16 protein-coding genes, 1 tRNA gene and 1 pseudogene are annotated in these 12555 nt (G+C 68.5%); 6 read left to right on the top strand and 12 right to left on the bottom strand.

Annotation, left to right across the window (positions count from 1 at the left end; genetic code table 11):
- Nucleotides 1-58: 58 nt before the first annotated feature.
- Complete coding sequence (locus WU80_RS25610) at nt 59-307, top strand: CDGSH iron-sulfur domain-containing protein (protein ID WP_231633886.1); 249 nt, start codon at nt 59-61, stop codon at nt 305-307.
- Here WU80_RS25610 and WU80_RS21785 read toward each other — a convergent pair.
- From WU80_RS21785 to WU80_RS21810, 6 genes are read right to left on the bottom strand one after another with little or no spacing between them, the layout of a single operon-like run.
- Nucleotides 255-1274, bottom strand: a complete 1020-nt coding sequence (locus tag WU80_RS21785; RefSeq protein ID WP_055399967.1) for an iron-containing redox enzyme family protein — start codon at nt 1272-1274, stop codon at nt 255-257. The two genes, WU80_RS25610 and WU80_RS21785, sit on opposite strands and share 53 nt — an antisense overlap.
- A 46-nt stretch (nt 1275-1320) precedes the next feature.
- A complete protein-coding gene (locus WU80_RS21790) occupies nt 1321-3534 on the bottom strand; it encodes a SpoIIE family protein phosphatase (RefSeq protein ID WP_055399929.1) in 2214 nt (737 codons plus the stop codon).
- On the bottom strand, nt 3531-4157 hold the full coding sequence (locus tag WU80_RS21795) for a SpoIIE family protein phosphatase (RefSeq protein WP_055399930.1): 627 nt from the start codon (nt 4155-4157) through the stop codon (nt 3531-3533). Before WU80_RS21795 ends, WU80_RS21790 begins: the two co-directional genes overlap by 4 nt.
- Nucleotides 4150-4560, bottom strand: a complete 411-nt coding sequence (locus WU80_RS21800) for an anti-sigma regulatory factor (RefSeq protein ID WP_055399933.1) — start codon at nt 4558-4560, stop codon at nt 4150-4152. Before WU80_RS21800 ends, WU80_RS21795 begins: the two co-directional genes overlap by 8 nt.
- On the bottom strand, nt 4550-4939 hold the full coding sequence (locus tag WU80_RS21805) for an STAS domain-containing protein (protein ID WP_055399935.1): 390 nt from the start codon (nt 4937-4939) through the stop codon (nt 4550-4552). The genes WU80_RS21800 and WU80_RS21805 overlap by 11 nt, the downstream gene beginning before the upstream one ends.
- 22 nt (nt 4940-4961) lie before the next feature.
- Nucleotides 4962-5864, bottom strand: coding sequence for an STAS domain-containing protein (locus WU80_RS21810; protein WP_055399936.1), 903 nt, complete (start codon nt 5862-5864; stop codon nt 4962-4964).
- Nucleotides 5865-6027: 163 nt separating this feature from the next.
- Between WU80_RS21810 and WU80_RS21815 the strand changes: the two genes are divergently transcribed.
- Both WU80_RS21815 and WU80_RS21820 read left to right on the top strand, forming a co-directional pair.
- Nucleotides 6028-6396 (top strand): STAS domain-containing protein, encoded by a 369-nt coding sequence (locus WU80_RS21815; RefSeq protein ID WP_156349423.1) that lies wholly within the window; start codon nt 6028-6030, stop codon nt 6394-6396.
- Nucleotides 6397-6557: 161 nt separating this feature from the next.
- Nucleotides 6558-7058 (top strand): DUF6328 family protein, encoded by a 501-nt coding sequence (locus WU80_RS21820; protein ID WP_055399940.1) that lies wholly within the window; start codon nt 6558-6560, stop codon nt 7056-7058.
- Here the strand turns inward: WU80_RS21820 and WU80_RS21825 are convergent.
- Entirely contained in the window at nt 7026-7718 is a 693-nt protein-coding gene (locus WU80_RS21825; protein ID WP_055399942.1) for an HAD family hydrolase, read from the bottom strand. The genes WU80_RS21820 and WU80_RS21825 overlap by 33 nt on opposite strands.
- Before the next feature lie 161 nt (nt 7719-7879).
- Between WU80_RS21825 and WU80_RS21830 the strand changes: the two genes are divergently transcribed.
- The 3 genes from WU80_RS21830 (at nt 7880) to WU80_RS21840 (ending at nt 8946) form a co-directional block, all read left to right on the top strand.
- Nucleotides 7880-8197 carry a hypothetical protein gene (locus WU80_RS21830; protein ID WP_055399944.1) on the top strand — a complete coding sequence of 106 codons (318 nt, stop codon included), beginning with the start codon at nt 7880-7882 and terminating at the stop codon, nt 8195-8197.
- A gap of 80 nt (nt 8198-8277) precedes the next feature.
- A complete protein-coding gene (locus WU80_RS21835) occupies nt 8278-8568 on the top strand; it encodes a hypothetical protein (RefSeq protein WP_156349424.1) in 291 nt (96 codons plus the stop codon).
- 75 nt (nt 8569-8643) lie between these two features.
- Entirely contained in the window at nt 8644-8946 is a 303-nt protein-coding gene (locus WU80_RS21840) for a DUF4193 domain-containing protein (protein ID WP_055399948.1), read from the top strand.
- 69 nt (nt 8947-9015) lie between these two features.
- Here the strand turns inward: WU80_RS21840 and WU80_RS21845 are convergent, their stop codons facing one another.
- The 5 genes and pseudogenes from WU80_RS21845 to WU80_RS21865 form a co-directional block, all read right to left on the bottom strand.
- Nucleotides 9016-9591, bottom strand: coding sequence for a hypothetical protein (locus WU80_RS21845; RefSeq protein ID WP_055399950.1), 576 nt, complete (start codon nt 9589-9591; stop codon nt 9016-9018).
- 83 nt (nt 9592-9674) lie between these two features.
- Nucleotides 9675-9748, bottom strand: a tRNA-Pro gene (locus WU80_RS21850).
- A 61-nt stretch (nt 9749-9809) separates the two neighbouring features.
- A complete protein-coding gene (locus WU80_RS21855; protein ID WP_055399952.1) occupies nt 9810-10925 on the bottom strand; it encodes a PLP-dependent cysteine synthase family protein in 1116 nt (371 codons plus the stop codon).
- Entirely contained in the window at nt 10922-11881 is a 960-nt protein-coding gene (locus WU80_RS21860) for a metallophosphoesterase (RefSeq protein WP_055399954.1), read from the bottom strand. Before WU80_RS21860 ends, WU80_RS21855 begins: the two co-directional genes overlap by 4 nt.
- 72 nt (nt 11882-11953) lie before the next feature.
- A pseudogene (locus WU80_RS21865) lies at nt 11954-12535 on the bottom strand (PASTA domain-containing protein); the annotation flags it as partial.
- Nucleotides 12536-12555: the final 20 nt, after the last annotated feature.

Here is a 12555-nt window from a genome sequence, read left to right on the forward strand (position 1 = left end):
CGGCAGCGTCAGATGTGTATAAGAGACAGGAGCTGATCGTGATCAGGGCGGACAAGCGGTGAGCGCCACGCGGGTACAGGTGGTGGCGGGCGGGCCGGTGCTGGTATCCGGCCCGGTGCGCATCGAGATGCCCAATGGTGAGGTCGTCGAGTCCGACCGGTTCATGGTGGCGATCTGCACATGCCGGCGCAGCGAACAGTATCCGTTGTGCGACACCAGTCATCGGCGATGCCGGAACCTGGGCCGCCGGACGCCTAGTCCAGCGCCCGCCGCAACGACGTCCGATCCTGCTGCCACGACGCCATAACCGCGTCTGCCAACCGGTTTTCGACCGCGGCGTGCGCGCGGATACCGAACACGATGTCATGGTCGAGTTGCGGTTCCCGGGCGACCAAGTCGCCGACCACATCGATGCGCACGACGTGCTCGTGCACGGCGTCGGCCTCGACATGCTCGGCGTAGAACTCGACGCAGGCCGACGGTGCTCCCATTCGCTGCAGGGCCCGCACCATCCGGCGGGAGCCGGGCGGCGACGTGATCTCGGTTGACGCGAAGTGTCCGATCGCGGCGCCGCGCAGCTCGCGGTGCAGGCCGAACAGTGACATCAGGTTCACCGCGGCCAGAGCCTCGGAGCGGACGGCATCCGCGTAAGCCAGATACGTCGGGTCCAGATCCGCGGCCGCCATCAGATCGGCGAAGAGCTGCTGATGGAGCCGGGGACCCCGCCCGGCGCCGTACTCGTCGAATTCGATTGCCACGAAAGCCGCTTTCGCGACGCCCGTCAGCCGCGGGATCGCCCACGCGTGCGGGTCGCCCTCTTTGAGGTGATAAACCGACCGGTGCACAAAATATTCGCGCATCTGCTGCCAGGTTCCGGTGTCGCGCAAGTAATACGACGGCCCGGTGCCGTCGACCGGTTCGACCGAAATCGCGTCCATTTCGGCGGCCGCCGTCTGGTCCGGCGGGATGGGGCCGACGTCGCGGCGCACGCCGGCCAGGAACACGCGTTCCAGTTCGCCGCGCAGCGTCAGCAGCGCCGGGTTCCATTCCCAGCCGGGGTCGACGCCCGCGAAGCCCCGGTAGTGCAGCTCGTAGCACATGCACAGCGCCAGCTGTAGATCCAGGCCGTAGGGGTCCGAATCGCGGACGGACGCGCCGATCCGGGTCAGGTGGTCGTGTGACGGCGGCCCGGTCAGGGCGCGACGAACGGCGGTCGACAGCGGCCCGTGTGCCGCCGGCAGGGCGGGTTCGGTGGTGATCGATGCGCGGGTCACGCCCACGACTACCCGGTATCCGGGGGGCACAAACGGTGCCAGGCCCCTAGTCGGCCTCGGCCGGTAGCCGAAACGTCAGGTCGGCGGTGGTGCCGGTGGGGGTGCACGTCATTTCCATCGTGCTGCTCAGCGTCTGCATCAGCAGCAAGCCCCGCCCACCGTTGCGCGGGTTTTCGTCGGGTGTCTTCCACGAGCCGTGGTCGGTGATCCGGGCGCGGACCTCGCCTTCTGCGAGTTCGGTCTCCAGCAGCATCGTGCCCGCCGGGCGTCCGGCGTATGCGTGTTCGACGCAGTTCGTGCACGCCTCGTTGACGACCAACACGATGTCGGCCGCCGAATCCTCGGGCAGACCGGCGGTGTCCAGCCAGTCGGCCAGCCGATGCCGGATGCTGAGCAATCGCTCTGCGCTGGCCTCGCTTTCGATCCGAAGCGGGGACTGCTGATGTCGGTAGATCACCATCGCCACGTCGTCGTCATACCCCGCGGCGGGGGCCAGCTCACGCAGTACGGCATCCGCGACGGAATCCAGCGGCAACGTCGTCGTCTCCACCAGTACCGCCGCGGCACGGGCGATCCCGTCGTCGATGGACTCGTGCTTGCGTTCGACCAGTCCATCGGTGAACAGCATCAGGGTGGAGCCGGACGGCAACACGCGGCTGGTCTGCGGCCGGGGCTCCGATCGGCGGACCGCGAGCGGGACCGACGCGGCGTCGGTCAAAAATGTCGTCGTGCCCGGCTCGGACCCGACCAGCACGGCGGGCATGTGACCGGCGTTGCTGTACTGCAGAACCCCGGACTCGGTGTCGAGGATTGCCAGGAAAACGGTGGTGCAGTACGCATTCGGGATGAGTGAGGCCGCCGAGTCGAGTTGCTCGAGCAACAGCGCGGGCTCGGCCCCGTTGATCAGCAGGGCGCGCGCCGAGCTGCGCAGCTGGCCCATGACCGCGGCCGCCGGCAGGCCACGGCCCACACAGTCGCCGACGACGATCCCGATGCGATGGTCGCCGATCGGCAGCACGTCATACCAGTCGCCGCCGATCTCCAATGGCGGCACCGCCGGCTCGTAGCGCACGGCGAAGCCCGGCGGCGGCTCGAGGGTCGGCAGCAGCGCGCGCTGCAACGTCAGCGATGTCTCACGGGCGCTCTCGAATTGGCGGACGTGCTGCATGGCCAGGCTGAGGTGGCCGATCAGCACCGTGACCAGCAGCCGGTCTTCCGCGCTGACCCAGCGCGGCGAGCGCAGCTCCAACCACAACGCGAGGTCGCCCGCCCCGGAGAGCACCGCGACCAATCCCTGTGCCTTGCCGGGATTGTCGGGCCGCTCGACCGTCTTGGCCGTCAGCGGCAGCTGATGGCGTGCCTCCTCGAAGGTCTGGCGTAACCAGGGATCCAGCCTGCGCCAAGGCGTTTCGGACTTCTCGCCCGCCACCTGGACGGTGGGTTCGCCCTCGCCGGTCGGCCAAGAGATCGCCACCACCCGTTGCACATCGATGGCGGTGCTGCATTCGTCGAGGGTGATCGACAGTAGCTCGTCCACACTCTTGGCAACCGCCACCGCCGTCGCCAGCCGCAGGACCGCGCTTTCCCTTGCGGCGAAGGCACGTTCGGCGGTGATGTCACGGATCGTGCCCACGAAGACGTCCTGGTCGCTGCCGCTGCCCTGGACCGCGTTGATGCTCACCGTCACCCACACCAGGTGCCCGTCGCGGTGCCGGATCGGTGTCTCGTAGGCGGTGGTGCCGATGCTTTGGACCAGCGCCTGCTGTTGGCGGGCGCCCTTCTGGTCGACCAGCCACGGATGCGGCCACCGGTAGGGCAGACCCTCGGCGGGGTAGCCGAGAATCTCGATCAGGGCGTTGTTCATCTCGATCACCGAACCCTCGTGGTCGCTGACGAAGAACCCCTCCTGCAACGAATTGACCAGTGCCGTACGGAATTTGTCGCGATCAGCCAACCCCTCGGCGCGGGCGCGCTCGCGCGCGAAGCGCCTGGTGCCGTCGAGGAAGCCGCGGGTGGCGATGTCCAGCGGGACCAGCATCTGCAGCAGGAACTCCAGCGCGACCGGCGCGTCGATCCGCACGTCCTGCGACGTCGCGAGGATCAGCTCGACGTGACGCTCGATGATCGCCAACAGGCTGACTTCCTCCTGCAGGGCCCGGCGCCCGAGCTCGTAGGCGACCGCCAAACTGTCCTCGTCACGCGCCTTCAGGTAGGTGCGCAACGCGGCCGCGTACTTGGCGTGGAAGTCGTCGTCGGTCATGCAATGGCTCCCCGATGACGGGCGGTCAGCACCATGGCATCGTCGGTTTCCTTGGCGTCTTTGCCGAGGAGCTCTTCGGCAATGACGACGGCCGGGGCCGAGAAGTCGATGTGGTCGAGGTAATCCTCGGTGATTCCGTCGGTGCTTATCACCAGCAGGTCACCCGTTCGGATCGAAACAACTTGGGCCGGCCGGATTTCCGGTATGCGGTAGCCGACGATGCCCGCGGTGAGCCGCGCACTGGATCGGATCTGGACGCCGGTTGGGGACTTGGCCACCAGGTGAGCGGTCACGTTGCCGACGCCCGTCCAAGTCAGCGTGTTGGCCGCAAAGTCCACCCGCGCCAGGGTCATTGCGACTCCCCTGGTGCCCTCGAGCACGCGGTGGCACAGCTGGATCAACACCTCGAGCCGCTCGGAGCTGGAGCGTTTCACCGCTTCGATGGCGTTCAGCGCGGCGGTTGCGGCCTCCGGGCCGTGGCCGAGGCCGTCCACGACGCCGAACAGCGCGGCCGCACCGTCGATGTCGACGGCGAGACCCCGGTCGCCGGAGACGTACTCGCTCGGCAGGGGCCGGCCCGCCCTTGCCCATTCGATGGGACCGAACCGGCCGTTGTCACGCACGGGGCGGCACCCATTTCCACATCTCGACGACCGTTCCCCGGCCGAGCGTGGACTCCACGTGCAACCTGTCCATCAGCCGGCGCGAGCCGGGCAGGCCCATCCCCAACCCGCGGCCTGTCGAGTAGCCGTCCTCCATGGCCCGCTCGATGTCGGCGATGCCCGGCCCCTCATCCTCGGCGCGCACCACCAGGGCCTTGCGGCCCTCCCGGTCGGCGACGAAGACGCGCACGGCGCCGCGGCCGGCGTAACTGGTGATGTTGCGGGCGATCTCGGAGATCGCCGTGGCGATCATCGTGACGTCGGTGAGCGAGAACCCGAGATCGAGTGCGAGGTGGTGTCCGGCTTTGCGTGCTTCGACGATGTCGTCGGGAGTGTGGATGTCGACGACGATCTCAGCCCCCACCGTCGCGCCCGATCGTCGGTTTGCGCTGTCCCAGTTGGCGATTCAGCAGGGCCAGACCCTCTTCGAGGTCGAGCGCGGTGTTCATGTCGTCGAACGCCAAGCCGAGCTGGACCATCGCGAAGGCCACCTCCGGCTGCAGGCCCACGATCACCGTGTCGGCGCCGCGCAGCCGGGTCATGTGCGCGATCGTCCGCAGCGACCGGGCCGCGAACGAGTCCATCACGTCGATGGCGGTGACGTCGACGATGATGCCCTGCGCGCGGAACCGGCTGACCCGCTCCATGAGGTCGTAGCGCAGCCGCTCGGCGTCGGAGTCGCTGAGCGCGGCCTGCACCGAGGCGATGAGGATCGCACCCTGTTTGAGGATCGGTACCGGCATGGGGCGCTCGCGTTCCTGATATCTAGCCGGTCTGCTCGCCGGTGCGAGAGACCTCGTAACCCAGCAGGCGTTCGGCTTCCTCGATGCCGCCCTGCAGGTCGCCGACGGCGTTCATCTTCGACAGGTCCAGGCCGATCGTCACCAGCGTCAGGGCGATTTCGGAGGACAGGCCGGTGATGATGACGCTGGCGCCCATCAGCCCCGACGCGTCGACGGTCTGCACCAGGTGGTTGGCCACCGTGGAGTCGATCGTCGGCACACCGGTGATGTCGATGACCACCACTTTCGCGCGGTTGGCGCGGATGGCCCGCAGCAGTTGTTCGGTGACCTGGCGGGCGCGCTGGCTGTCGAGCACCCCGATGATCGGCAGGATCAGCAGCTGTTCGCGCACCTGCAGCACCGGCGTCGACAGCTCGCGGATGGCCTCCTGCTGTTGGCGGATGATCCGCTCGCGTTCCTGCACGAAGCTGACCGCCACCGTGTTGGCGATGCGGTTGGCCGCCGGCTCGTAGGCGTCCAGAACCCGGTTGAGCATCTCGAATTCGGCCTGATACTTCTCGAACAACGAGCGCGCGAGCACGTCGCGCAGCAGCAGCACGATGCCGACGACCTCGTCGGTCTCCACGCCCCGCGGAATGATGCGTTCCGACAGGTCGCGCGCGTAGGCCTGTAGCGCCTCGACGCTACCGGTCTCGAGCACCTCCACGTAGTTGTCGTAGACGGCGGTCGCCTCGGAGAACAGCTCCTCCGGTGTCATCGCGGTGAGCAGTTCGGCCTCGGTGATCCTGCGCGCCCATTCTTCGCGCAGCACGGTTCGGTTCTGCCGCAGGTGCTGGACGAGCTGGGGCAGCAGGCCCTCGCTGGATACATTGTTCACCTGTGCGGTGGCGGCCGCGCTGCTGAACTCCGCCGGCGAATCTGACATGTTGCCTCCCGAGTGCCGGTCCGCGCCCCGTCCGTATGCAGGCTCGTTTTGCGAGACTAGCGTGGGTTGTCGCGGGGCAGGTGTTGAGGGCATATTCTTCTCGCAGTTCGCAACGCAGGCTAGGCTTGCACCACACTTAATGCCCAGGGACAGAGGTTCGCCATTGTCAGCTCCTGATTCGATCACCACGTTGGTTGAGGACCATGATGGGGTGTCCGTGGTCAGTGTCAGCGGCGAAATCGATCTGGTGACGGCGCCGGCCCTGGAACAGGCCATCGGCGCGGTAGTCGCGGGCAACCCGACGGCGCTGGTCATCGACCTTTCGGCGGTGGAATTCCTCGGCTCGGTGGGCCTGAAGATCCTGGCGGCGACCTACGAGAAGCTGGGCGACGCGACGGGGTTCGGGGTGGTCGCCCGCGGCCCGGCGACCCGTCGGCCGATTCACCTGACCGGCCTGGACAAGACGTTCCCGCTGTACCCCACTCTGGACGACGCCCTGACCGCGGTGCGGGACGGCAACATCAACCGCTAGCCGGATATCGGTGTCAGCGCTTGCGCGACAACGTTTTTGGCGAATTCGGATGCCGAATGGCCGCACCGCGGTAATCAATTCGAATTCACGGCGGATAACGATTCTCGTGCCGTCGTCGTGAAACGGCGCTGGCGCATACGACAGGTGCGATGATCACGGCTATGGACGTCGACAATCCGCAAGACGACCAGCGCTGGGATAGCCGTGAGCGGGGCGAAACAGAAATCCAACGGCTGGACCGCAATTGGAACAGCCTGCTGCAGGAACTGCGGGTGGTGCAGACGGGTGTGCAGCTGCTGACCGGCTTCCTGTTGACGCTGCCGTTCCAGCAGCGTTTCGACGTCCTGGCGCCCGCCCTGCGCGACGCCTACCTGATCACCGTGGGCTGCTCGGTCGGCGCGACCGTGCTGCTGATCGCCCCGGTCGGCATGCACCGGATGCTGTTCCGCCGACACCGCCTGCAGGTGCTGGTGTCGGCCGCCCACCGGTGCGCCTACGCCGGGCTGGCGTTGCTCGGACTCGCTTTGACCGGCGTGACGGTCATCGTGTTCGCCGCCGTGGCCGGGCGCAGCCCGGCCCTGATCGCGGGAGTGTGTGCGCTGGCGCTGTTTACGTTCTTCTGGTGGCTGCTACCGCTGTTGCTCCGCACTCGCGGCATGTAGCGCGAGTTCACCGATGCGGGTCGAGTCCAGATTCTCGAGCAGATCCTGCGGATCGGTGAAAATCGGGGACGAGCCCGCCGCCTGCAGCTCCTCGCGGGCGATGCCGCCGCTCAGCAGCCCGATGCACGGCACGCCTGCGCCCGCCGCGGCGTGCGCGTCCCACACGGCGTCCCCGATGAACACGGCGTGGCCGGCGTCGACCCCGGCCCGGTCCAGCGCGACCTGCACGATGCCGGGTTCGGGCTTGGCCATGTCGACGTCGCGCGACGACGTCGTTTCGGAAATGACGTCGTCGCAGTCGAGGACCTTGCGCAAGATCTCCAGCTCGTCGTCGGGCGCCGAGGTGGCCAGCACCACCTGCAGGCCGAGGTCGGCGACACGGCGCAGCAGTGCGCGGGCCCCGGGCAGCGGCGCCAGCAGCGGGGTGCACTCGCGGTAGAAGCGGCTGTGCCCGTCGCTCAGTCGCTCCTGCAACTCGTCCGGGGCGTCTTTGGAGAGCGTTCGCACCAGCGTGGAGCCGTCCATGCCGATGCAGCGGTGGATCTGCCAGGCGGCCACGGGCAGTCCCTCGGCGTCGAAGGCGCGTTGCCACGCGTACACGTGCAGGTAGTTGGAGTCGACCAGGCTTCCGTCGACGTCGAACAGAACGGCGGGTTTCATCTGCCCGGCATACCCAGGCCGCGGCCTGCTGACACCGCTGGCGTCGTTTGGTTATCGACGCGACGGGTAACCGCCACCCATGGTCCGCGCGGCGGCGGCCACTGCAAAGTTCCGCGGCTTGCCGCACGGATCGCCCTGATACCCAAGCCTTCTCGCAAGGAATGACGTTGAATTACCACAAGATCGACCCAGTCGATCACCAACGAACCGCGCGGCAGCACGCCGGCGAAACCTTCACCTACGGCGCCAATGCGCCCGGGCTCGCCGGCGCGGGTGTCGCGGTGCTCGCCCTGATCGTCGGCCTGTTCTCGTTGGCGACCGGGCACTTGTCGGCGGGATTGACGGCCGCGATCCTCGCCATCGTGCTGGGCGCCGCGAGCGCGGTGTGGCTGCGGCGCACGCACCGCAGGGTCCGGGACGCCGAGCTGGCCTGGCACACCGAGAATGCCGACCGGCCGGCCCCGCCGCCGAGCAGCTGACCCCTGTGAGCTAACGAACACCCGTCCCTGTTCGACCGCCGGGCCGTTTAACTGCGCCGATGGCCGGGTAACTGGGGAGCATGGTCGCGCCCGTTTCGTTGCGAGCAGCAAATTACCGGGGAGAGTACGAGCGTGACTTCCCCGTGCTCGCCGTCGCGGCCGTGGCGGTGTGGGCGGTCAGCCTGGCGATCGGTCTGTTCGAGTTGTTGGTCGGGCACGAAGGGGTTGCCATACCGGCGCTGATCGTGTCCATCGTCGCGCCGTGGTTGGGCTTGGCGCTCGCGCACATACCCGCCGCCGTCCGGCAGCTGAGGCGGCTGGGCCCGCGCCGGCGCAACTTTTTTGCGCCGTCCGGTGTAACGCGCGCCTGAACGGGGTACTGCCTGCGCCACGGGATGACTACAGCAAAGTGCGTCAACCCGGCTCATCAGCAGGAAGGAACTGCCATGCCGACCGCAAGCGACTATGACGCACGCCGGGTCTCCGACATGGACGCCCAGGACAAGTCCGCGATCCGCGAATTAGCGCCGACACTGCAGGAATCGTCGATCGCGGTGGTCGACGAGGATCCCAACGATGTGGCCTTCTTCGAGCTGCCGGGCGCCGACCTGTCCGGCGAAGAGCTGTCGGTGACGGTGATTCCCCAGCGGTCCGACGAGTTCACCTGCTCGAGCTGCTTTTTGGTCCAACACCGCAGCCGGTTGCGCAGCTCGAACGGCGGGCTTCCCGTCTGCGCCGACTGCGCATAACCGACGGGCCGGTCGCGCGCGAAAACCCTTGTGCGCGCGGGGACTTGAGCGTTGAGGCCCGAAAACTGTTCACGCCTGGGCCCATTCGCGTTCGCACACGCCGCAGCGCCGGGTGACCATCGCCCAGTCCGGTTCGTCCTTGGCGGGCTCGCGGATCAGGTGCGCGGACGTGTCGCCGCAGCCGGGGCAGGTGCAGATGGCGCGGTAGGGCTCCTGCAGTTGTTGTCCCATCAGCTTCAAATTCTCCGCGCGGGTGAACGGCACGATCACCAGCGACTCGGGGCGAGGGGGCGGGTGCGGGTTGTCGAACCACAACAGACCACAGGTCACGGTCCCCACCGCCGTGAAGATGGCCAGGATCATCGTCGGGATGTCCCAGGGCCAGTTCGGCGGGATGGGCGTCACCGCGAGAACCACCAGCACCACCGAGATCAGCGCGCCGACGATGGTTCCCGGTTTGGCGAACCGGTAGCCGCCCACGTTCAGCGCGGTCCATGCCTCGATCTCCTGGCGCCGCTGCGCGATCTCCGCCAGGGTGGGGTGATCGGGGGTGCCGGCCGGGGCACGGGAGTCAGCAACGCGCCTGGCCGGTTGGCCGACCCTGCGCCGCCGCCTCTGCCCGGGCGACCGGCTTACCAGCGCCATGCGCGGTGAGCTTAATGGCAAAGTCGCCGGGCCGCAGTGTCAAATCTTGTCGCCGGCCGTCCTACCAGCTAACACAAACTGAGTCGGGGTGGCGGGATTTGAACCCACGGCCTCTTCGTCCCGAACGAAGCGCGCTACCAAGCTGCGCCACACCCCGCTTGAAGCTCCGACAGCCTATCGCACCGGCCCAGCGGCTGGCCAAATCGCGGTGTGGCGGGTCACTTCCACACGCAGGAGCGCTCGAACTCCACCAGCGCCTCGGCGGGTCCGCCCGGATCGAGCCCCTGCGCGCTGACCCACTCGTCGTCGAAGTAGGTGTCGTGGTAGCGGTCGCCGCTGTCGGCGAGCAGCGTGACCACCGAGCCGCTGCGCCCCTCGGCGACCATCTCGGCCAGCAGGCCGAAGGCGCCCCACAGGTTGGTGCCCGTCGAGGGCCCAACCCGGCGGCCCAGCACGGCGCTGACGTGGCGGGCGGCCGCGATGGACGCGGCGTCGGGCACGGCCACCATGCGGTCGACCACGCCGGGCAGAAACGACGGCTCCACCCGCGGCCGGCCGATGCCCTCGATGCGCGACGAGGTGGGCATCACGACGTCATCGCGGTCGTCGGCGTAGGCGGGGAAGAACGCGGAGTTCTCCGGGTCGACGACGCACAACCGGGTCGGGTGCCGCCGGTAGCGGATGTAGCGGCCGATCGTCGCGCTGGTACCGCCGGTGCCCGCGCCGACGACGATCCACTCCGGAACCGGGTGGGCCTCCTCGCCCATCTGCTCGAAGATCGACTCGGCGATGTTGTTGTTGCCCCGCCAGTCTGTGGCGCGTTCGGCGTTGGTGAACTGGTCCAGGTAATGCCCGCCGGTGTCGTGGGCGACGCGCTCCGCCTCGGCGTACACCTCGGCCGAGTTCTGCACGAAATGGCAACGGCCGCCCTGGGATTCGATCAGCGCGATCTTGGACGAGCTGGTGGACGCCGGCATCACGGCGACGAACGGCAGGCCGAGCAGCGCGGCGAAGTAGGCCTCCGACACCGCCGTGGAACCCGAGGAGGCCTCGACCACCGTGGTGCCCTCGTGGATCCAGCCGTTGCACAGCGCGTACAGGAACAGCGAGCGCGCGAGCCGGTGCTTGAGGCTGCCGGTGATGTGGGTGGTCTCGTCCTTGAGGTACAGCGCGACCTGAGCACCCGGGCCGTGTCCGGCCCAGGCCTCCGGCAGGGGATAGCGCAGCAGGTGCGTGTCCGCGCTGCGGCGGGCGTCGGCCTGGATGAGCCGGACCGCGTTGTCGGTCCAGCTGCGGGAATGGCTGCGGACCGCGATCCGGGCCCGCTGCGTCAACGCACCGAAGCTGTTGGTTGCGAACGGCTCAGGTCGCTGGCCGAGTCGCGACCGCCCATGGGGGTGGCGATCAGCGTCAGCAGGGTGGCCTCGGGCCGGCAGCAGAACCGTACCGGCGCGAACGGCGAGGTGCCGATCCCGGCGGACACGTGCAGCGCCGTGTTCGCGCCCCAGCGGGACGGTCCCTTGGCGCGCGACCGGTCCAGCCCGCAGTTGGTCACCAGGGCCCCGTAGAGCGGCAGGCAGACCTGCCCGCCGTGGGTGTGTCCGGCCATCACCAGCTGGTAGCCGTCCGCGGCGAAGCGGTCCAGCACCCGCGGCTCCGGCGAGTGGGTGAGCCCCAGGCGCAGGTTCGCGGCCGGACTGGCCGGGCCCGCGATCGTCTCGTAGCGGTCCCGGTCGATGTGCGGGTCGTCGACGCCGGCGGCGGCGACGTGCAGGCCGGCCACCTCGAACTCGCGCCGGGTGTGGGTGAGGTCGAGCCAGCCGCGCTCGGTGAACGCCGCCCGCAGGTCCTGCCACGGCAGCGGTTCACCGCGGACCCGGTGCGACGGGTTGGTCACATAGTTCAGCGGGTTCTTCAGGCGCGGCCCGAAGTAGTCATTGCTGCCGAACACGAAGACACCCGGTCGCGACAGCAGGTCGCCGAGGGCCTGCACCACCGCGGGCACGGCCTTGGGGTGCGCCAGGTTGTCACCGGTGTTGACCACCAGGTCGGGCTCCCAGTTGGCCAGCTCGCGCAGCCAGGCCTGCTTGCGGCGCTGGTTGGGCGTCATGTGCAGATCGCTGAGATGCAGCACCCGCAGCGGCGTGGAGCCCGGCGTCAGGACGGGCATGGTGATCTCGCGCAGGACGAAGGCGTTGCGCTCGACGACGGCGGCATAACCGATGCCGGCTACCGCCGAGCCGAGCGCTAGTGCACCGGTGCGTATCAGCGTGGGCAAAACATCAGCCATGTTGGCAGCCTACTGCCGGTTGCGCGTTGGCAACGCATAGCTGGCGCCACGGCGTCATGGTCGGCGCGGCGATTACGGGGGCGGGGCGCCCGGCGGCGGGGGCGGCGGCGCCAGCAACGGAATGGTGATCGGCGGCAGGCCCGGAATCTCGACCACCTGCGACCCGACCGGCACCGGCGCGCCCTCCGGCGGCGGCGGTGGGGCCGGCGGGATGCCGTTGCTGACCTGAATGGTGATGATGGAGCCCGGAATCGTCGCGCCGCTCGGGGTGGTTCCGACCACCTCGCCCTGCTTGGCGCTGCTGTTGACGAAGTTGTTCTGGTCGGCGACCTGGAAGCCGGCCTCCTTGAGACGAGCACGCGCCGCGTCGATATCCAGGCCCGCGACGCTGGGCACCCGCGACCCGGGCGACCCGTCCACGTAGCGGGGATCGGTGGGCGGGAGCGCCACCGGCCCGAAGTTGTTGGCGATCGGCTTCATCGCGGTGAACCAGGTGCGGGCCGGCTCGTTACCGCCGTACAGGTCGCCCTCGCCGCAATGGCGCAGGGGCGCCGAGCACAGGTCCGTCGGCGAGGTCGAGTCGTCGTAGATGTAGTTGGCCGCGGCGTAGTGATTGGTGAAGCCCACGAAGCCGGAGGAACGGTGCGCCTCGGTGGCTGTCTCTTATACACATC

Source organism: Mycobacterium sp. UM_11 (genome assembly GCF_001414075.1).
Taxonomy (GTDB): Bacteria; Actinomycetota; Actinomycetes; order Mycobacteriales; family Mycobacteriaceae; genus Mycobacterium.